This window comes from Bradyrhizobium sp. (assembly GCF_049519115.1).
Taxonomy (GTDB): domain Bacteria; phylum Pseudomonadota; class Alphaproteobacteria; order Rhizobiales; family Xanthobacteraceae; genus Bradyrhizobium.
Genome location: NZ_JBEKRB010000007.1, coordinates 118,143 through 136,274, shown reverse-complemented (window position 1 = coordinate 136,274; position 18,132 = coordinate 118,143). Strand labels below are relative to the sequence as shown.

Sequence of the window (18,132 nt, the reverse complement as noted above, 5' to 3'; positions counted from 1 at the left end):
CCAGGGAAGAGCCGCCATGAACATCCAGAGATCGCCCGGGTTAGACAGCCAGGAGCTTCAGCGCGCTGCGCGCGAGGCCGCCTATTCCACACCGTTGGAGGATTTTCATCCCGGCGCGCCGCAACTGTTCCGCAACGATACGCTATGGCCTTATTTCGAGCGGCTGCGCAAGGAAGAGCCGGTGCACTACTGCACCAAGTCGCCGATCGAACCCTATTGGTCGGTCACGAAATACAACGACATCATGCATGTCGATACCAACCATGGCATCTTCTCGTCCGACGTGTCGCTGGGCGGTATTTCGATCCGGGACGTTCCGTCGGGCTATGACTGGCCGAGCTTCATCGCCATGGATCAGCCGCGGCATTCGGCGCAGCGCAAGACGGTGTCGCCGATGTTCACGCCGAAACATCTCGACGAACTCGCGATCCTGATTCGCGGGCGCACCGGCAAGGTGCTGGATTCGCTGCCGCGCAACGAGACCTTCAATTTCGTCGACCTGGTTTCGATTGAGCTGACCACGCAGATGCTGGCGACGCTGTTCGACTTCCCCTTTGAAGAGCGGCGCAAGCTGACCCGCTGGTCGGATGTCTCGACCGCACTGCCGAAGGGCGGTATCGTCGATTCCGAAGAACAGCGCCGCGCCGAGATGGGCGAATGCGCGGCCTATTTCACCAAACTCTGGAACGAGCGCGTCAATGTCGAGCCGCGCAACGACCTGATCTCGATGATGGCGCACAGCGAGGCCACACGAAACATGGACCCCGATAATCTGTTGGGGAACATCATTCTCCTGATCGTCGGCGGCAACGACACCACCCGCAACACCATGAGCGGCTCGGTGCTGGCGCTGAGCGAAAATCCGGAGCAGTACAAGAAGCTGCGCGACAATCCTGATCTGATCGATTCCATGGTGCCGGAGGTCATTCGCTGGCAGACGCCGCTTGCGCATATGCGGCGCACCGCACTGGTCGACACCGAGCTTAACGGCAAGAAAATCCGCAAAGGCGACCGCGTCGTGATGTGGTACGTCTCCGGCAACCGCGACGAGGAAGTCATCGAGCGGCCCAATGAATTCATCATCGACCGGGCGCGGCCGAAAATCCACCTGGCGTTCGGCTTCGGCATTCACCGCTGCGTCGGCATGCGGCTCGCCGAGCTGCAATTGAAGATCGTCTGGCAGGAGATATTGAAGCGGTTCGAGCGGATCGAGGTGGTCGGCGAGCCGAAGCGGGTCTATTCCAGCTTTGTGCGGGGTATCGAGTCCCTACCTGTACGCATACCCTCATGAATGACGCGCTGAACCCGCCGAGCCTCGCTGAAGCCATCAATGCCAAGGGTTTCACGGGCGCGGCCGGTTTTCGCATCGTCACCGTCGAACCGGGCTATGCCGAGGTGGCGCTGTCGCGCCGCGACGATCTCCTGCAGTTTTTCGGCCATTTCCATGGCGGCGTGATCACGGCACTGGCCGACCAGGCGGCTGGAATTGCCGTAACGTCCAGACTACCCAAGGGGCGAATAGGGGTCACCGTCGAACTCAAGATCAACTTCATGGAACCGGCCCGCGGCAGCGAGCTGATCGCCCGGGCCAAAACTTTGAAAATGTCGGGCTCGATCGGGGTTGCAACGGTCGAAATCTTCAGCAAAGACGAGGCCGGTGAAACCCTCTGCGCATTCTGCACCGCCACCATGCGCGGCCTCGATCTTCCAGCCGAGTTCCGATGACAACGACCGACCACGATGAACATGCCGATATCCGCGACGCCGTCGCCAAGCTCTGCGCGCAGTTTCCGGGCGAATACTGGCGCAAGCTCGATCGCGAGATGGCCTACCCCAAGGCCTTCGTCGATGCGCTCACGGAGTCCGGCTATCTCTCGGTTTTGATCCCGGAAGAATATGGCGGCGCGGGCCTGAAACTCTCGGCCGCAACCGCGATCCTGGAAGAAATTCACCGCGCCGGCTGTAACGCCGGAGCCTGCCACGCCCAGATGTACACCATGGGTACGGTGCTGAGGCATGGCAGCGAGGCGCAAAAGGCCCAGTGGCTGCCGAAGGTCGCGAGCGGCGAATTGCGATTGCAGGCCTTTGGCGTCACCGAGCCAACCAGCGGCACCGATACGTCGTCGCTGAAAACCTTCGCCCGGCGCGAAGGCAATGACAGCTACGTCGTCAACGGCCAGAAGATCTGGACCAGCCGAGCCGAATATTCCGACCTGATGATCCTGCTGGCGCGCACCACGCAGAAGGAGCAGGCGGCAAAACGCACCGACGGGCTGTCGGTCTTCATTGTCGATATGCGCGAGACCAAGAAGGCCGGGCTCACGATCCGCCCGATCCGCACCATGATGAACCACTCGACGACCGAAGTGTTCTTCACCGACATGAAGGTGCCGGCGGAGAACCTGATCGGCGAGGAAGGCAAGGGATTCCGCTACATTCTTTCCGGCATGAACACCGAGCGGATTTTGATCGCGGCCGAATGTATCGGCGACGCCAAATGGCTCATTGAAAAGGCTTCGACCTATGCCAAGGAACGCAGCGTGTTCGGCCGCCCGATCGGCCAGAACCAAGGCGTCCAGTTTCCGATCGCGAAAGCCTATGCCGCGATGCGCGCCGCCGAACTGATGGTCAAGGAAGCCACCCGCAAATATGAAGCCGGGCTTGATTGCGGCGCGGAAGCCAACATGGCCAAGATGCTGGCGGCGGATGCTTCCTGGGAAGCGGCCAATGCCTGCGTGCAGACCCATGGCGGCTTCGGTTTTGCTGAAGAATACGATGTCGAGCGCAAATTCCGCGAGACGCGGCTCTATCAGGTGGCGCCGATCTCGACCAATCTGGTTTTGTCCTATATCGCCGAGCACGTGCTCGGCATGCCCCGCTCTTATTGAGATCTAGTGTGGCGACGCTGACGTTCCTTTCAGTTTCTCAGCGGCCTCGCAAAAGGAACGTCAGGGTCAAAAGCCACACTAGAATTTATAGATTTGCTAGTGTCCCTTTGGTTCTGACATTCGTAAAGTGCCCGCTGTGATATGATACGAATGTCAGAACCGGGACACTAGCCATGCTGCCGCTCGAAGGAATAACCGTCATCGCCGTCGAACAGGCTGTCGCCGCGCCGTTCTGCTCGTCGCGGCTCGCGGACGCCGGCGCCCATGTCATCAAGGTCGAGCGGCCCGAAGGCGATTTCGCGCGCGGCTATGATGCCGCCGCAAAAGGACAAAGCAGCTATTTCGTCTGGCTCAACCGCGGCAAGGATTCCGCCGTGGTCGACCTCGCCACCAAAGAGGGCCGCACTAAGCTTGAAACGCTGATCGCAAGGGCCGACGTGCTGTTGCAGAATCTCAAGCCCGGCTCGATGGACAAGCTCGGCTTTTCGCTCGATCGGCTGAAGAAGGATTATCCGGCGCTGATCTGCTGCACCATATCAGGTTACGGCGACCAAGGGCCCTACGCGCACCGCAAGGCCTATGATCTCCTGATCCAGGCCGAAAGCGGACTCGCATCGATCACCGGCGGACCGGAGGGCGCCTCGCGTGTCGGGCTCTCGATCGTCGATATCGCCACCGGCGCCACCGCGCATGCTTCGATACTCGAAGCGCTGATCGCGCGCTCGCGCACCGGCAAGGGCGCCGACATCCGCATCTCGATGTTCGACGTGATGGCCGACTGGATGGCCGTGCCGCTGATCAACTCAGAAGCCGGTCAACCGCCGAAACGGATCGGCCTCGCCCATCCCTCGATCGCGCCCTATGGCGTGTTCCGCTCAAAAGACGGCAAGGACATCCTGATCTCGATCCAGAGCGAGCGGGAGTGGAAAAAACTCTGCAGTGACGTGCTCGGCCAGCCCGACCTGCCGAATGACCCGCGCTTTTCCAGCATGGTCGAGCGCGTCAAGAACCGTCAACTCACCGACGGCATCGTCGGCGACAGTTTTGGATCGATGACGCGCGACGAGGTTTTAAAGCGGCTGGCGGAGGCCGACATCGCCTTTGCCGAGGTCAACAGCACTGCCGACCTGGCCCAGCACCCGCACTTAAGGCGGATCGAGGTGGATACGCCCAATGGCGTGGTGAGTTACCCGGCGCCGGCTGTGATCTTCGTCGACGAACCGCGGACCTACGGAGCGGTGCCCGCGATCGGCGAGCAGCCTGCGTCCGCCAAGAAGTCTTCCACGCGGAAAGCGTCATGAGCGAAAAGCCCGACCTCGATCATTTACGGCAATGGATCGGCCGCAGCACCGAAGCCTCCGACACCGTCACCGCCCAACTCGTGAAGGGATTGCAGGCCACGCTGTTTCTCCCCGTCGGCGAGCCCAAGGCGGGCGACGCGGCGCCCTTCACCGTGCATTGGTGCCTGGCGCCGCCGGTGGTGCCTAGCTCGGAGCTCGGCCTCGACGGTCATCCGGCCCGCGGCGGCTTTCTGCCGCCGGTGCCACTGCCGTGCCGGATGTGGGCGGGCGGCGAACTGGAATTCATCGACACGCTGCGCGTCGGCGACGAGGTGACACGCACCTCGCGCATCAAGGACGTGAGCTTGAAGAGCGGCTCGACCGGCACGTTGTGTTTTGTGGCCGTGGACCACGAGCTGACCACCAAGCGCGGCATCGCGATCCGGGAGCGGCACGATATCGTCTACCGCGATGTCACCCCCGCTGCGGCCGCGCCCGCCAAGGCCGCCGCGCCGCCGCCGGCGGCAAAGCACCGCGAAACCCATATGGCCGATCCGGTGCTGCTGTTTCGCTACTCGGCACTGACGTTTAACGGCCATCGCATCCACTATGACCGCGACTACGTCACCAAGGTCGAGGGCTATCCCGGCCTGATCTTTCACGGACCGATGCAGGCGGCGCTGCAGATCGAGTTCGCCGCCAAATTGCGCGGGCGAGTGCCGGCAAAATTCGCCTATCGCGGCGTGCAACCGTTGTTCGAGGGTTCTGAGTTTTCGGTCAATGCCAACGAGACGACGGCCGGCCTAGAGACGTGGACGGCGAATTCAATGGGACAGCCGACCATGAAGGGGACGGCGACGTGGTGAGCACGCTCACGGTCAAACAGGTCACCTTGGACCTGTTGCGGGCGTTCGGCATTCGAAAAGTCTTCGGTAATCCCGGCTCGACCGAGCTGCCGTTTCTGAGCGACTGGCCCGACGACATCGATTACGTGCTGGGCCTGCAGGAAGCCTCCGTGATCGGCATGGCCGACGGCTATGCGCAGGCGACCCGCAATGCCAGCTTCGTCAATCTGCATTCGGCGGCGGGCGTCGGTCACGCGCTCGGCAACCTGTTCACGGCCTATCGCAACCAGACGCCGCTGGTGATCACCGCGGGCCAGCAGGCGCGCTCGATCCTGCCGTTGCAGCCGTTTCTGTTTGCCGAACGCGCCTCCGAATTCCCGCGGCCCTATGTGAAATTCGCGGTCGAGCCGGCGCGCGCCGAAGACGTGCCGGCGGCGATTGCGCGCGCTTATTATACGGCGATGCAGCCGCCGTGCGGACCGACCTTTGTTTCGGTGCCGATCGACGACTGGACCAAGCCCGCGCAGGCACTGGAAGCCCGCAGCGTGACGCGCGAGCTCGGCCCCCATCCAGACGCTATCAGGGGTCTGGCGCAAGCCCTCGCGGCGAGTGAACGACCCGCGTTTGTGGTCGGTCCCGGCATCGATCGCGCGCAGGCGGTTGATCTGATGGTGCGGCTGGCCGAGAAGACCCGCGCCGCGGTCTGGGTCAGCCCTTTCTCGGCGCGATGCAGTTTCCCGGAACGCCATCCGCAATTCGCGGGCTTTCTGCACGCCTCGCCCGGTCAACTATCCGAAGCGTTGCGCGGCCATGATCTGGTCGTCGTGATCGGCGCGCCGGTGTTCACCTTTCACGTCGAAGGCCACGCTCCGATTTTCGATGGCGCGACGCAGCTATTCCAGATTACCGACGATCCGGAAGCGGCCGCAGTGACGCCGGCCGGCACCAGCATCATCGCGACCATGAAGCCGGCGCTGGCCGCGCTGATCGAGCTGACGGCTGAGACCACACGCGCCATGCCGAAAGGCCGCGCACTGCCGCCGCCGCCGAAAGCGGCCGATCCGATTCCGGCGGAATTTCTGCTGGCTAGCCTTAGCGTGGCGATGCCCGAGGATGCCGTGCTGGTGGAAGAAGCGCCCTCACATCGTCCGACGATGCACAAGTTCATGCCGATGCGGGGCCAGGACAGTTTTTACACCATGGCGAGCGGCGGATTGGGCCACAGCCTGCCGGCCGCCGTCGGCATCGCAATGGCGCGCTCGAACGTCCGCACCGTCTGCCTCGTCGGCGACGGCTCGGCGATGTATTCGATCCAGGCGCTTTGGACGGCGGCGCAGCGGAAGTTGCCGCTGACCGTCATCGTCATCAACAATGAAGGTTATGGCGCGATGCGCGCGTTCAGCCAGGTGATGCAGGTGCGCAATGTGCCCGGCCTCGACATGCCCGGCATCGATTTTGCTAAGATCGCCGAGGGCATGGGCTGCATGGCGTTGCGCGTGACGAAATCATCCGAATTGGCCAGCGCGCTGCAGCTTGGCCTGACGCATCAGGGCACGAGCGTGATCGAGGTGACGGTGGATTCCGCGGTGACGGTGCTTTACGCGCGCAAGACACCGACGTAGCGCGCAGCCTCAGGAGGCCAGGAAGCCGCCATCGGTCGCGAGAACATGACCGACCACGTAAGAAGACGCGTCTGAGAGCAGCCAGACCACAGCCTCGGCCACCTCCTCCGCCTTGCCCATGCGTCTCAGCGGCAAGCCGGCCGCAACGCTTGCCATGTCGCCAACGCCCGAGCGCAGCATCATATCGGTGATGACGCGGCCCGGCGCGACCGCGTTAATGGAGACGCCGCGCGACGCGGCCTCCATCGCTGCCGAACGAACCAGGGACAGCACCGCGGCCTTGGAAGCGGAATAGAGCGACAGACCCGGATTCGGATTGCGGACACCGCTCACCGAGGCATTGATGACGATCCTGCCCGAGCCTTGCGCAAACATCACCGGCAACTGATTTCGCAGGCAGAGGAATACGCCCCGCACGTTGGTGTCGAATACCGTATCGTAAACGGCGCTGTCCTGTGCTTCGAGAGGAGCGCGTCTTTCCTGAAAGCCGGCATTGTTGAAGACGGCATCCAGCCTGCCAAAGCGCGCGATCGCTGTCGCAACCAGACGCTCGACTTCGTCCTCGCGGGTTACGTCGGTGGCGAGCGCAAAGGCTTCGACGCCGAAATTTTCGCAGGCTTGCGCTGTGGCTTCGATCTCGGATGGCCGCCGTCCGGCGATCAGCACGGCGGCAGCCCCCTCCTCAGCCATCTTTAGCGCGGAGGCGCGGCCGATGCCGGTGCCGCCTCCCGTGACCAGGCAGACCTTCCCGAGCATGCGAGCCGATGATTTCGCTAGCCGACCTTCACTTGGCAAAGTCTCGCTCATGACACCTGACTAACCGCGACGAAGGCCGGTTCCTCTTTCAAAGTACATCGTTTCGGCATATAGTTGTATAATACAACTGTATGAGGAGTCAAGATGCCTGATCTCGACGTCGCTCTCATTGACGACATCCGCTCGTCTTCGCGCCTGATGGTTCGCGAGCTGGGTTTTATGGAAGCGACGCTGGCAGCCACCGACTATCCGCCTTCGGCGGTCCATACCATTCTCGAGATCGGACTTCGCGGGCCGATGACGGCGATGCAACTTGCCAATATTTTGCATCTGGAGAAATCGAGCGTTAGCCGGATGGTACACAAGCTGATCGAGGCCGGCGAACTGAAGGACACAATGGATTCGTGCGATTCGCGCAGCAAGCCACTCTCGCTCACGGCCAAGGGAAAGCGCACTCTTGCCGCGCTTCACGATTTTGGCAGGCGCCAGGTGATGGCCGCACTCCAACGTCTAAGCAAATCGGAGCAGCGGACGGTGCGTGAGGGGCTGAGACTGTATGCGGCAGCATTGACAGCGGACCACTTGAGATCCGCGTCGCTGGAAGGCTCGCTTCAGCTTGCCACCGACTGACTTTCCGTCAACCGCGATGCTCTTCCCGCAGCTTCGCCTGGATCTTGGCCATGCCGCCAATCCAGCGGTCGTAATTCTCGGTCTTGTTGCGCATATAGGTAAGCACCTGCGGGTGCGGCAAAATCAGAAACGTCTCGCACTCGATGCCTTCGAGCGCATCTTTGGCGACCTGCGCCGGCGGCAGGTCGCCGTCACCGGATTGCGGCCCCTTCGGGAGCGTACGGATCATCTCGGTGTCGACGCCCTGAGGGCAGAGGATCGAAACCTTGATTCCGTGGGCCTTGTGCGAGATCGCGAGATTTTCCGCAAAACCCACGGCCGCATGCTTGGTCGTGGAATAAGCCGCGCTTCCGACCTGCGACAAAAGCCCTGCAGCCGAAATGGTGTTGAGGAAATAGCCGCCGCCGCGCGCCTTGAAGCGGGGGACGAGATGCCGCGCCGCGTAAATATGTGCCATGACGTGAACGGCCCAGCTTCGCGAAAATGGTTCATCCGAGCTGCCGCCGGCATTTTCTGACAACGGATCGATGCCGGCGAAGATCCCGGCATTGGAACAGAACAAATCGATCGGTCCGAACAAGCGTTCGGTCTCGTCGATGACGTGAAGGATGTCTTTCTCCTGCGCGACATCGCATTTGAATGCCGCGCCGTCGAGCGAAGCGGCGACCGTCCGCGCGGTTGCGATATCGAGATCGGCCACGATCACCTTGGCGGCGCCCGCGCGATGAAAGGCCTCGCACAACGCTCGGCCGATGCCATTGGCGCCGCCGGTGACGACGACGACCTTGCCGTTCACCTGCATCGCAAACCCTGAATGATGAAATGAAGTGTTACGCCAGAACCAGATCGAGCACAGCCGTATAGTGACACGCCGCGCCGAGAAGCACGAAACAATGCCAGATCACGTTCTGGAAGCGCAGCCGTTGCCATGCGTGGAAGATTACCCCGAAACTGTAGAGCATGCCACCGGCGAGGATCAGCCAGAACACCAGTTGCGGCAGCTGCGAGAGGCCGGCGTCATAGGCAATGATGCCGCTCCAGCCCATCGCAAGATAGAGCCCGACCGCCAGCCGGTCGAAGCGTCCGGGGAACATCAGCTTCACGGCAATGCCGATCACCGCCACGCCCCATACGCCTGCCAAAAGCGACATTGCGAACACGCGGTCCTGCAACTGCGTGAAGATCGGCGTATAGGTCGCCGCGATCAGGACATAGATCGCCGAATGATCGAAGCGGCGCAACAGCCACTTGCGCCGCGACACCGGCCAGAGGTTATAGGCGGCGGAAAATCCGAGCATCGCCAGCAGGCCCGCGGCATAGACCGACACGGTGACGACTTCATAGGCGGAGGCGAACACCGCCGCGAGCACGATCAGCACGGTCGCCGCCACCACGCCACCGAACACGCCGATGCCGTGCACGATGCCGTCGGCGATCAGCTCGGCGCGGTCATAATTCCAGCGAATCGCGTCGGCCGCCGCATGGGCCGAGGTCGAGGCGAACTGTTTCAGTTGGAAAACGGTCATTTAATCCAGTACTGCACTTCTTCAGGATGAAACAGAGGATAACTTTGGGGCGTCAACGATCCCCTAAGCCTGTACGCGGAAATTAAGCGGAATTGGCGTCTTAAATGTGAAGCTTGATTTTAGCCGGTCAATCGCCACTTGTGATTGGTTTACCAAATTACCTTTCCGAAGCCGGTTTGTTCCCCTTTTCAGCGCATGGCCTTTGATTTTTCCGACATGATGGAGGAAGCGCGCATTTCGGCGCGCGCGCTGAAGGATTTCAGCGAGGGCCTCTTCAATCCGACGCTGCGACTCGGCATCACCGGGCTTTCACGGGCCGGCAAGACCGTGTTCATCACGGCGCTGATCCATGGCCTCACCCGCGGCGGACGCTTTCCAGTGTTCGAGCCGCTGGCCTCGGGCCGGATCGCCCGCGCCTATCTCGCGCCGCAGCCCGACGACGCCGTGCCGCGCTTCGACTATGAGCGCCACGTTCGCACGTTGATCGACGAACGGGCCTGGCCGAACTCGACTGTCGACATCAGCGAGTTGCGGCTTGTGATCGATTACCAGCGCCAGAACGGTACCGAGCGGACGCTGACCCTCGATATCGTGGATTATCCCGGCGAGTGGCTGCTCGATCTGCCACTGCTCAACAAAAGCTACGAACAGTGGTCGAGCGAGAGCCTGGCACTGTCGCGCGGGAATGCCCGCGCGGCCCTCGCTGCCGACTGGCATGCGTATATCTCCGGGCTGGACGCACAAGCGCCGGCCGACGAACAGGCCGCACTTGCCTCCGCCAAACTCTTCACCGATTATCTGCGTGCCTGCCGCGACGAGCGTTTCGCCATGAGCCTACTGCCGCCGGGCCGCTTCCTGATGCCGGGCAATCTTGCGGGCTCGCCGGCGCTGACCTTCGCGCCGCTCGACGTGCCCGGAGACGGTAACCCGCCGGACGGCTCGCTGTGGGCGATGATGCGCAGGCGCTATCAGTCCTACAAGGACGTCGTGGTTCGCCCGTTCTTCCGCGACCATTTCGCGCGGCTCGATCGCCAGGTGGTTCTGGTCGATGCCTTGGCCGCGTTCAATTCGGGACCGAACGCGCTGTTCGACCTGGAGTCGGCGCTGGCCGGAATCCTCGACTGCTTCCACATCGGCCGCGGCACGATCCTGAACGCGCTGTTCCGCCCGAAGATCGACCGCATTTTATTCGCCGCCACCAAAGCCGACCACCTGCATCATATAAGCCACGACCGGCTGGAAGCGGTGCTGCGGCGGGCGGTTTCGCGCGCCGTGATGCGGGCTGAAGATACCGGCGCCACCATCGACGTCGTGGCCCTTTCCGCCGTCCGCGCCACGCGGGAGGCCCAGGTCACGCGCAGCCGGGAAAGCCTGCCGTCGATCCTAGGAACACCGATCGCGGGCGAGAAAGCGGACGGCGAGACTTTCGACGGCAACACGGAAGTGGCGACCTTTCCCGGCGAGCTGCCTGAGGATCCGCAAGCATTGTTCGAGAGCGAGGCCGCGTTTTCCGGCCTCGCCAACGGGCAAGGTAACGGCACCGACTTCCGCTTCCTTCGCTTCCGCCCGCCCCGCCTCACGCCGGAGGGCGACAATGCGGCTTCGCTGCCCCACATCCGCCTTGACCGGGCGCTGCAGTTCTTGATCGGAGACAGGCTGCAATGAGCGAGCGCCCCCACAACCGCAAGCCCGCGACCTTCAAGCTGGACGACGCAAACGTCGTCGTAACCGATCCAAACGACGAGAGCCGCCCTTCGCGCGGCACGGTTCACGTCACGCCGGAAAACGACGCGCCGCAGTTACCGGTGGCGTTGGAGCCTGTGATCGCTCCGCCCGAGCCGCGATTTCGCTGGGGCACGCTGTTCTGGAGCGCGCTCGGTGGGCTGGTGCTGCTCGGCGCCGGCCTTGGCGTGGCGCATCTGATCGAGGATCTGTTTGCGCGCAGCGAAAGCCTCGGGATCCTGGGATTGGTGCTGACCTTTGCTTCGACCCTGTCACTGATCGTGGTGACCGCGCGCGAGGCGATCGGCCTGATGCGGCTTTCCGCGATCGAAGAGCTGCATCGGCGTGCAGCTTTAGTGATCGCGAGCGACGATCGCAACCAGAGCCGCGACGTGTTGCGCGATCTCTTGAAGATCGCTCATCAAAATCCGCATCTAGCGCGCGCCCGCGCCACGCTGAGCCAGCATTCCGGCGACATTATTGACGGCGCGGACATGATCCGCCTCGCCGAGCGTGAACTGATGACGCCGCTCGATCAGCAGGCGCGGCTGCTGATTTCCGCCGCCGCGCAACGCGTCTTGCTCGTCACCGCGATCAGCCCGCGCGCGCTGTTCGACGTCGTCTTTGTGTTCGCGGCTTCGCTCCGCCTGATCCGGCAGTTGGCGCGGCTTTACGGCGGACGGCCCGGCACGCTTGGTATGATAAGGTTGATGCGCCACGTGCTCGCTCATCTCGCCATCACCGGCGGCATGGCGGCGAGCGACAGCGTGATCCAGCAGATCCTCGGCCATGGCCTGACCGCCAAACTGTCGCAACGGCTCGGCGAAGGTGTCCTCAACGGGCTCCTGACGGCGCGGCTGGGGCTGGCTGCGATCGACGTCACCCGGCCGCTACCGTTTGCAGCCCTGCCGCGTCCCTCGCTCACGGACCTCGCCAAGGATCTTTTGCGGAAGCGTGGGGAAGAGGACGAGCGGTGATTAAGTTGTTGAACTCGTCGTTCCGGGGCATGAGAAGCATGAGCCCGGAATCTCGAGATTCCGGGTTCGCGCTTCGGGCCCCAGGAATGACATGCTGGCGGCGGCAACGTGCGACCGCAAAACTCCCTCGGCTACGCCAGCCAGCGCCAGTCGAACAACGGCGAATCCGGCGGCGGCGAGAGCTGTGGCGTCCAGCCGGTGAACTTCTCGATCGAATAACTATCCATGACGATCCCACGCCAGACGCGATCGACCCGCTCCAGCGGTTCGCGTTTGGCCGGGACCGAAGCCCACAAGGAAGCCGACGGATTATTGTCGGGTTCGCGCCCGACATATATGCCGGCATGGCCTGCGATCAGGCTCATGTCCGGCTCGCGAAAACCCTGATACCGACCGCGCTCGTTGATTTGCACCACCGGCAGGCGGCCATGGAAGAACCAGCGCAGCATCGCATAAGTGCGGTAGTCTGACGTGGCGATCCAGGTCGCACCGGTCTTTTGCAGCTCGGCCTCGGTCCGCGTCACGATCGACTCATAGCCAGCCTCGCCACCGACCGGATCGGTGCGGCCGATGAAATTGAACGGCATCGCCAGGTAGTAGAAGCAAACAGCAACCACAAAGGCGATGCCGGAGACGATCGCGATCCTGACCCAGCGGTGCGACATCGCGATAAAGGATTGGGACCATCCTTCCTTCCGCAGCATCGACAGATTGATCGCGGCCGCCGCAAAACCGAACGGCCAGATGAAGGTCGGCCAGGTATCGCCGACCCGCAAGCTCAGCGACTTCCACAAAAAGTAGACAAAGGGAATGAGCACGGCGGTCGACAGCAGGATCGCAACGGCTTCACCACGGCGATATCCGCGCCACGCCGTCAACACGACGCCCGTCAAGACGACCGGCAACAGGACAAAACCGACGAGGCCGAATTGCAGGCCCAGAAATTCGCCGAACGTACGTAGCGACCATTGATGGGATGCTGCCGCCCGCACCGCCTGAAAACGAAACGAAGCCCAATCGTGCTGCATGTTCCAGATCAGGACCGGCGTGAACAGCAACAATGCTATTGCGGCAGCCGTCCATGGATAGGGACTGCGCAGCCAGCGGCCGCGCCAGTTTGGCACCCACATGAAGGCGAGCACCGCCGGAAGCAGTAAGGCAACCGTGAATTTCGACAGTGCCGCGAGCCCGGCAAAAACACCGGCCGCGAGCCACCATCGCCCATCGCCGCTTTCGGCCAACCGCACCAGCGCCCAGGCCATCGCGGTGACGAAGAGAACCAGCGGGACATCCGGCGCGATCTTGGTCATCAGCAGGCCGTAATAGAGCGATGCCTCCATCATCAGTACCGCGACGACGGCCATCCGAAGATCGCGCGTGACGCGCCAGACGAGATCGGCAAGCAATAATTGCGCGGCAAGCATGGCCACGAGACCGGCGAATCGCGCGCCGAAATTCGTATCGCCAAAGATCGCGGTGCCGAAACGAACGAACCAGGCCACCATGGGCGGATGGTCGAGGAAGGAAAGCACGCTCTCCTTCGACCAGGTCCAGTAATAGGATTCGTCGGTCCGCAGATCGATCAGGCTCGCATAGACGGCGCGCATGACCGTCATCGCCACGATCAGCGCGATGACGCCAAGCCACGGCTTGAGCGCGGAATGTTTGGCTTCGCTCCGGAAGCTATCTGGGGGCGCCATCGTCACGGCGCTTTCTCCCCAACTCCGGCATGGGTGTCAACGGCCGGATATTGCGTTAATTGGCCAAAACCGCCACTCGTGCCAGATGGAATTAAACGCTAGCTTTGCGAGTCTATGAATCAGTGGACCGGAATGAGCGAACCCACCCTGCCCCAAATCGGAAAATTCCTTCGTGGCGTCAGCGTCCGGCAGATTCGCATGGTCTGCGGGCTGATCCTGCTGGCCTATCTGATCAGCCATTTCCTCAACCACGCGCTCGGCAATATTTCGCTGGAGGCGCTGGCCTGGGGCCTGCACTACCATCTCCTGTTCTGGCAATTCCTGCCCGTCGCAATCGTGTTCTACGGCGCGGTGCTGGTTCATGGCGGTCTTGGAATCTGGGCGCTTTACGAGCGGCGGCAATTCCGCTGGAAGACGATCGAGCCGCTGCAACTCGTGCTCGGCCTGTGCATTCCGGCGCTGATTGCCGCCCACATCATCGGGACGCGGCTCGGCCACACGCTGTTCGGGACCTCCAAGCTCTATCCGCAGGTGCTTCACGGCTATTGGGCGACGGCATCGAACCGGATGTGGATGACGCTCTCGGTTTTGATCATCGCCTGGATCCACGGCAGCATCGGCCTTTATTTCTGGCTGCGGATGAAGGCGTTTTTCAAATACGCCGCCCCGTTCCTGCTGGCTGCGGCGGTTGTGGTGCCGACCCTCGCTTTGCTCGGCCTCTACCAGAGCGGCCGAACGATCGTGAAAGACAGCGCTGACGCCGAGTGGCGCGCGGTCAATCTGGCTCCCGACAAGACGGGCACGCCGGCCCAGGCCGATGTGCTCGAAACCATCACGACGGACTTCCTGATCGGCTATCTTGGCCTGCTCGGTCTGGTACTGGTTGCGCGTGGCTTTCGCACGCTTCACGAGCGGCGCGCCGGCATGATTAACCTGTCTTACGGCAATGGCCGCACCATCCGGGTGCCGAAAGGCCTTTCGGTGCTCGAGGCAAGCCTGCGCTATCAGGTCCCGCACGCCAGCGTCTGCGGCGGCCGCGCCCGCTGTTCGACCTGCCGCATCCGCGTGATCGGCGACTGTGCGTCCCTGCCGCGGCCCTCCAACCGCGAAGCGTTCGTACTCAACCGGGTCGGGAGCGACGCCGATCCGGCGATCCGGCTCGCCTGTCAGCTCCGCCCCGATGCCGACCTTTCCTTCTTCCAGATCTTCACGCCGCAGGCCGCGCCGACCCGTCACGGCCCCTCGCATATCGGCGAGGAGCGTTATCTCGTCAGCATGTTCGTGGATATGCGCGGCTCGACGCGGCTCGCGGAAAACCGCCTGCCGTTCGACACGGTCTTCGTCGTCAACCGTTTTCTCGGCGCGGTCTCCAGGGCCGTGATCGAATGCGGCGGCCAGCCGAACCAGTTTCTCGGCGACGGGCAACTCGCGCTGTTCGGACTGGCGACGACCAAACAAATCGCCTGCCGCCAGGCGCTGGCGGCGGCGGGGCGCATTTCGGCCCATGTCGAGGAACTCAATCAATTCCTCAAAAACGACCTGCGCGAGCCGATCCGATTCGGGATCGGCATTCATGCCGGCGAGGTCATCGTCGGCGATATCGGCTACCGCGACCACATGGTGTTCACCGCGCTCGGCGACGCCGTCAACGTCGCGGCGCGGTTGCAGGACATGACCAAAGGCCTCGGCTGCGAGGTCATCTTCTCGGATGACGTGCGCGCGACGGCGGGCGTTGCCGACGATGCGCTATCACGGCAGGACATTGAAATCCGTGGCCGCGCGGGACCGATGAGTGTGTGCGTCGTCGCCAAGGCCGATGCCTTGTCTGCGCTCGTTGACGACGAGAAGCCTGTAGCCGCCTGAACGATCCGCCGCCGCAGCCCACGTCGTCCCTGCGACCCGGCTACGCCAAGGCTTCGCCGGTGTGAAGGCTCTCCGGCCGCCGAAGCTTTAGCGAAGGCGGTAAGCAGGGACCCATAACCACCAGCAGATGGCAGCAAACGCCGTCAGCCAAATTTCAAAAATGAGAAGCCACGGCGTACCGCGACGAGCGTGATTGTGCTCACGCTGGGGTCCCCGCGCCAGTGCGCAATTGCGCACAAGGCGGGGACGAAGCTATTTACGCGCGAAGCTGAACAGGCATTCAGAAAAAAATCCTTAAACCGAATGGGGTTTTCTCGAACCACGTTTCGAAACGGCGCGACTGATTGCCAAGGGGTGAGACTGCAACTGACAGCAACTGCAACCCGCGCAACCAGCGCAAATCGAGGAGAACGACCATGCTACGCAAACTGACGATCGTATTGGCCGCCGCGGCTTCTCTCAGCGTCGCAGCCTTGGCTCCATCCACCGCATCGGCCAAGCCCTTTGGCGGCTGGGGTTGGGGCGGATTCCATCATCGCCACTTCGGCGGCTTCGGCATGGGCGTCGGCTATGTGGACGACGGCTGCTACGTCACCCGCCGTGTGCTGACGCCGTATGGCTATCGCTTCCGCACCGTGAACGTCTGCGCTTACTGATCGAAATGATTCCCGTTTGCTTCGAACGCTCCGGTCGCCAGCTCGCGGCCGGAGCGTCGCATTTTTTGAGAAAACAGGCTGACCGGTGATCCGGAATTGACTTGACGAAAGCGGGTGTCACACTCGCCGCCATGAAACGACGGCTTCTCTTCGTCATCCTGCTTGCGATCGTTCTCGCTCTGCTGATCAAGTACGGCGCGAACGCCGCTCCCCTCACTTTGCAAACCGGTGATTCGTTCGCGCCCTGGAGATGATTGCCTCTTTCGAAAGCAGAAGCCGTCAATGATCAATTAACGATCATTCGCCCACGCGCTAAAATATTCCCGTGCCTCACGGCTTCGTGTCCCCAGCGAACTTCACGATGAACGCAGGCGCAGATCAGCCTCGATTCACATAACGGCGAGCCTCCTTGCAAGCGCGGCCGAAGCGCCTTACGTCCTGCGTTCATTGTCACGCCGGCAGAACGCCCCCACACGAAATTAATCTTTATGGATGCCATTACCGCCCTCGCTCGTCACGCGCGCGACACGAGGCTCTATCTGTTCCTGGGTCTGGCGAACTGGTTCATCTTTCTGGACCACATCCCGAACAACCTGGTGAGCTCGATCACGCTGCGGAACTTCGGTTTCTCCGGCGCCGCGGAGCTGTTTGTATTCATCATCGGCTATACCGCCGCGCTGACCTATGCGCCCATCATGCTGGAACGTGGCAGCATCGTCGGTGCCACGCGGGTATTCCGGCGCGCCTGGCAGCTTTATGCCGCCTTCATCGTGCTGTTCGCGATTTACGCCGTGTCGATCGGCGATATCGCCACGCGCTACGCCGCGCCTGACATCGTCTACGAGTTCAATGTTGTCGCTCTCCTCGACGATCCGGTCCGCACCATCACCCACGGCCTGCTGCTGCAATCCAGGGCAGCCAACCTCGACGTGCTTCAGCTCTCCGTCTTGCTGATGGCGTGCTTTCCGGCCGTGTTGTGGCTGATGCTGCGCGTGCCCAATTTCACGCTGGCCGGATCGTTCGTGCTCTATGTTGCCGCGCGCCGGTTCGAATGGACATTGCAGACTTTTCCGGACGGAAACTGGAATTTCAACCCGTTTTGCTGGCAGTTGCTGTTCGTGCTCGGCTCCTGGTGCGCGCTTGGCGGCGTGAGCCGGTTTCACGCCCGTTTCCGCAAGCCCTTATGGGCGTATCTTGGTCTTGCCTTTCTCGTCTTCGCCTATGCCATGACGCTGGCCGGGCACTTCCCCGCGCTCGGCGATATGCTGCCGGTGTGGCTGCACGACGCGTTCATTCCAAACGACCGGGTCAACCTCGCCCCTTACCGCATCCTGCATTTCATCGTTCTGGCGCTGTTTGCCACACGCCTGATCCCGAAGCGGTGGTACGCCCTTAACTCGCCGGTCTTCAGGCCGCTGATCCTGTGCGGCGAACAGGCGCTGTCGGTGTTTTGCGCCGGCGTGCTGCTTTCCCTTGCCGGCCACTTTGTTCTGGTGACGGGGTCCGGGTCCCCGATGCAACAGATCCTGGTCAGCCTCGGCGGTATCGCCATCATGACGATGGTTGCAGGCTATGCATCGTGGTCCAAACGCCAGGATGGACCGTCTCTCGCGCCGATCGGCCATAGCGCCTCGCTGAGGACCGGCTAGACCGACCCCGGCGCTTTC

General features: G+C 62.4%; 17 protein-coding genes. 12 read left to right on the top strand and 5 right to left on the bottom strand.

Annotation, left to right across the window (positions count from 1 at the left end):
- Nucleotides 1–16: 16 nt before the first annotated feature.
- From ABSE61_RS08100 to mdlC, 6 genes are all read left to right on the top strand, one after another.
- Nucleotides 17–1,291, top strand: coding sequence for a cytochrome P450 (locus ABSE61_RS08100; protein WP_423870567.1), 1,275 nt, complete (start codon nucleotides 17–19; stop codon nucleotides 1,289–1,291).
- A complete protein-coding gene (locus ABSE61_RS08095; protein WP_423870566.1) occupies nucleotides 1,288–1,725 on the top strand; it encodes a PaaI family thioesterase in 438 nt (145 codons plus the stop codon). Before ABSE61_RS08100 ends, ABSE61_RS08095 begins: the two co-directional genes overlap by 4 nt.
- Nucleotides 1,722–2,888 carry an acyl-CoA dehydrogenase family protein gene (locus ABSE61_RS08090; protein ID WP_423870565.1) on the top strand — a complete coding sequence of 389 codons (1,167 nt, stop codon included), beginning with the start codon at nucleotides 1,722–1,724 and terminating at the stop codon, nucleotides 2,886–2,888. Before ABSE61_RS08095 ends, ABSE61_RS08090 begins: the two co-directional genes overlap by 4 nt.
- Before the next feature lie 173 nt (nucleotides 2,889–3,061).
- Nucleotides 3,062–4,189 (top strand): CaiB/BaiF CoA transferase family protein, encoded by a 1,128-nt coding sequence (locus ABSE61_RS08085; RefSeq protein WP_423870564.1) that lies wholly within the window; start codon nucleotides 3,062–3,064, stop codon nucleotides 4,187–4,189.
- Complete coding sequence (locus ABSE61_RS08080; protein WP_423870563.1) at nucleotides 4,186–5,034, top strand: HTD2 family dehydratase; 849 nt, start codon at nucleotides 4,186–4,188, stop codon at nucleotides 5,032–5,034. Before ABSE61_RS08085 ends, ABSE61_RS08080 begins: the two co-directional genes overlap by 4 nt.
- Nucleotides 5,031–6,635, top strand: coding sequence for a benzoylformate decarboxylase (gene mdlC, locus ABSE61_RS08075; RefSeq protein WP_423870562.1), 1,605 nt, complete (start codon nucleotides 5,031–5,033; stop codon nucleotides 6,633–6,635). The genes ABSE61_RS08080 and mdlC overlap by 4 nt, the downstream gene beginning before the upstream one ends.
- A gap of 9 nt (nucleotides 6,636–6,644) precedes the next feature.
- Here the strand turns inward: mdlC and ABSE61_RS08070 are convergent, their stop codons facing one another.
- Nucleotides 6,645–7,442: an SDR family NAD(P)-dependent oxidoreductase gene (locus ABSE61_RS08070; protein ID WP_423870561.1), complete on the bottom strand. Its 798-nt coding sequence runs from the start codon at nucleotides 7,440–7,442 to the stop codon at nucleotides 6,645–6,647.
- Between the two features lie 93 nt (nucleotides 7,443–7,535).
- On the opposite strand from ABSE61_RS08070, the gene ABSE61_RS08065 reads away from it, so the two are divergent.
- Nucleotides 7,536–8,021: a MarR family winged helix-turn-helix transcriptional regulator gene (locus ABSE61_RS08065; RefSeq protein WP_423870560.1), complete on the top strand. Its 486-nt coding sequence runs from the start codon at nucleotides 7,536–7,538 to the stop codon at nucleotides 8,019–8,021.
- Nucleotides 8,022–8,028: 7 nt separating this feature from the next.
- Here the strand turns inward: ABSE61_RS08065 and ABSE61_RS08060 are convergent, their stop codons facing one another.
- Both ABSE61_RS08060 and trhA read right to left on the bottom strand, forming a co-directional pair.
- Complete coding sequence (locus ABSE61_RS08060) at nucleotides 8,029–8,823, bottom strand: SDR family oxidoreductase (protein WP_423870559.1); 795 nt, start codon at nucleotides 8,821–8,823, stop codon at nucleotides 8,029–8,031.
- 28 nt (nucleotides 8,824–8,851) lie between these two features.
- A complete protein-coding gene (gene trhA, locus ABSE61_RS08055; RefSeq protein WP_423870558.1) occupies nucleotides 8,852–9,547 on the bottom strand; it encodes a PAQR family membrane homeostasis protein TrhA in 696 nt (231 codons plus the stop codon).
- A 195-nt stretch (nucleotides 9,548–9,742) separates the two neighbouring features.
- On the opposite strand from trhA, the gene ABSE61_RS08050 reads away from it, so the two are divergent.
- Both ABSE61_RS08050 and ABSE61_RS08045 read left to right on the top strand, forming a co-directional pair.
- The gene (locus ABSE61_RS08050) at nucleotides 9,743–11,212 is read left to right on the top strand and encodes a YcjX family GTP-binding protein (protein ID WP_423870557.1); all 1,470 of its coding nucleotides are present in this window, start codon (nucleotides 9,743–9,745) and stop codon (nucleotides 11,210–11,212) included.
- The gene (locus ABSE61_RS08045; protein ID WP_423870556.1) at nucleotides 11,209–12,246 is read left to right on the top strand and encodes a YcjF family protein; all 1,038 of its coding nucleotides are present in this window, start codon (nucleotides 11,209–11,211) and stop codon (nucleotides 12,244–12,246) included. Before ABSE61_RS08050 ends, ABSE61_RS08045 begins: the two co-directional genes overlap by 4 nt.
- Before the next feature lie 131 nt (nucleotides 12,247–12,377).
- Here the strand turns inward: ABSE61_RS08045 and ABSE61_RS08040 are convergent, their stop codons facing one another.
- On the bottom strand, nucleotides 12,378–13,946 hold the full coding sequence (locus ABSE61_RS08040; RefSeq protein ID WP_423870601.1) for a glycosyltransferase family 39 protein: 1,569 nt from the start codon (nucleotides 13,944–13,946) through the stop codon (nucleotides 12,378–12,380).
- A gap of 132 nt (nucleotides 13,947–14,078) precedes the next feature.
- Here ABSE61_RS08040 and ABSE61_RS08035 point away from each other — a divergent pair, with 132 nt between their 5' ends.
- Both ABSE61_RS08035 and ABSE61_RS08030 read left to right on the top strand, forming a co-directional pair.
- A complete protein-coding gene (locus tag ABSE61_RS08035; protein WP_423870555.1) occupies nucleotides 14,079–15,809 on the top strand; it encodes an adenylate/guanylate cyclase domain-containing protein in 1,731 nt (576 codons plus the stop codon).
- Nucleotides 15,810–16,225: 416 nt separating this feature from the next.
- Nucleotides 16,226–16,465: a hypothetical protein gene (locus tag ABSE61_RS08030; protein WP_423870554.1), complete on the top strand. Its 240-nt coding sequence runs from the start codon at nucleotides 16,226–16,228 to the stop codon at nucleotides 16,463–16,465.
- On the opposite strand, the gene ABSE61_RS08025 is transcribed toward ABSE61_RS08030, so the two are convergent.
- On the bottom strand, nucleotides 16,459–16,755 hold the full coding sequence (locus ABSE61_RS08025; protein ID WP_423870553.1) for a hypothetical protein: 297 nt from the start codon (nucleotides 16,753–16,755) through the stop codon (nucleotides 16,459–16,461). The two genes, ABSE61_RS08030 and ABSE61_RS08025, sit on opposite strands and share 7 nt — an antisense overlap.
- Nucleotides 16,756–16,953: 198 nt before the next feature.
- Here ABSE61_RS08025 and ABSE61_RS08020 point away from each other — a divergent pair, with 198 nt between their 5' ends.
- Nucleotides 16,954–18,114, top strand: a complete 1,161-nt coding sequence (locus ABSE61_RS08020) for an OpgC domain-containing protein (protein ID WP_423870552.1) — start codon at nucleotides 16,954–16,956, stop codon at nucleotides 18,112–18,114.
- The last annotated feature ends 18 nt before the right edge of the window (nucleotides 18,115–18,132 follow it).

Excerpts from the sequence above, each read along its gene's own strand:
- ABSE61_RS08040 (WP_423870601.1), bottom strand. The coding sequence starts at position 13,946 with ATGGCGCCCCCAGATAGCTTCCGGAGCGAAGCCAAACATTCCGCGCTC.
- trhA (WP_423870558.1), bottom strand. The coding sequence starts at position 9,547 with ATGACCGTTTTCCAACTGAAACAGTTCGCCTCGACCTCGGCCCATGCG.
- ABSE61_RS08070 (WP_423870561.1), bottom strand. The coding sequence starts at position 7,442 with ATGAGCGAGACTTTGCCAAGTGAAGGTCGGCTAGCGAAATCATCGGCT.
- ABSE61_RS08035 (WP_423870555.1), top strand. The coding sequence starts at position 14,079 with ATGAGCGAACCCACCCTGCCCCAAATCGGAAAATTCCTTCGTGGCGTC.
- ABSE61_RS08065 (WP_423870560.1), top strand. The coding sequence starts at position 7,536 with ATGCCTGATCTCGACGTCGCTCTCATTGACGACATCCGCTCGTCTTCG.
- ABSE61_RS08095 (WP_423870566.1), top strand. The coding sequence starts at position 1,288 with ATGAATGACGCGCTGAACCCGCCGAGCCTCGCTGAAGCCATCAATGCC.
- ABSE61_RS08090 (WP_423870565.1), top strand. The coding sequence starts at position 1,722 with ATGACAACGACCGACCACGATGAACATGCCGATATCCGCGACGCCGTC.
- ABSE61_RS08085 (WP_423870564.1), top strand. The coding sequence starts at position 3,062 with ATGCTGCCGCTCGAAGGAATAACCGTCATCGCCGTCGAACAGGCTGTC.
- ABSE61_RS08020 (WP_423870552.1), top strand. The coding sequence starts at position 16,954 with ATGGATGCCATTACCGCCCTCGCTCGTCACGCGCGCGACACGAGGCTC.
- ABSE61_RS08100 (WP_423870567.1), top strand. The coding sequence starts at position 17 with ATGAACATCCAGAGATCGCCCGGGTTAGACAGCCAGGAGCTTCAGCGC.
- ABSE61_RS08045 (WP_423870556.1), top strand. The coding sequence starts at position 11,209 with ATGAGCGAGCGCCCCCACAACCGCAAGCCCGCGACCTTCAAGCTGGAC.
- ABSE61_RS08080 (WP_423870563.1), top strand. The coding sequence starts at position 4,186 with ATGAGCGAAAAGCCCGACCTCGATCATTTACGGCAATGGATCGGCCGC.
- ABSE61_RS08030 (WP_423870554.1), top strand. The coding sequence starts at position 16,226 with ATGCTACGCAAACTGACGATCGTATTGGCCGCCGCGGCTTCTCTCAGC.
- ABSE61_RS08050 (WP_423870557.1), top strand. The coding sequence starts at position 9,743 with ATGGCCTTTGATTTTTCCGACATGATGGAGGAAGCGCGCATTTCGGCG.
- ABSE61_RS08060 (WP_423870559.1), bottom strand. The coding sequence starts at position 8,823 with ATGCAGGTGAACGGCAAGGTCGTCGTCGTCACCGGCGGCGCCAATGGC.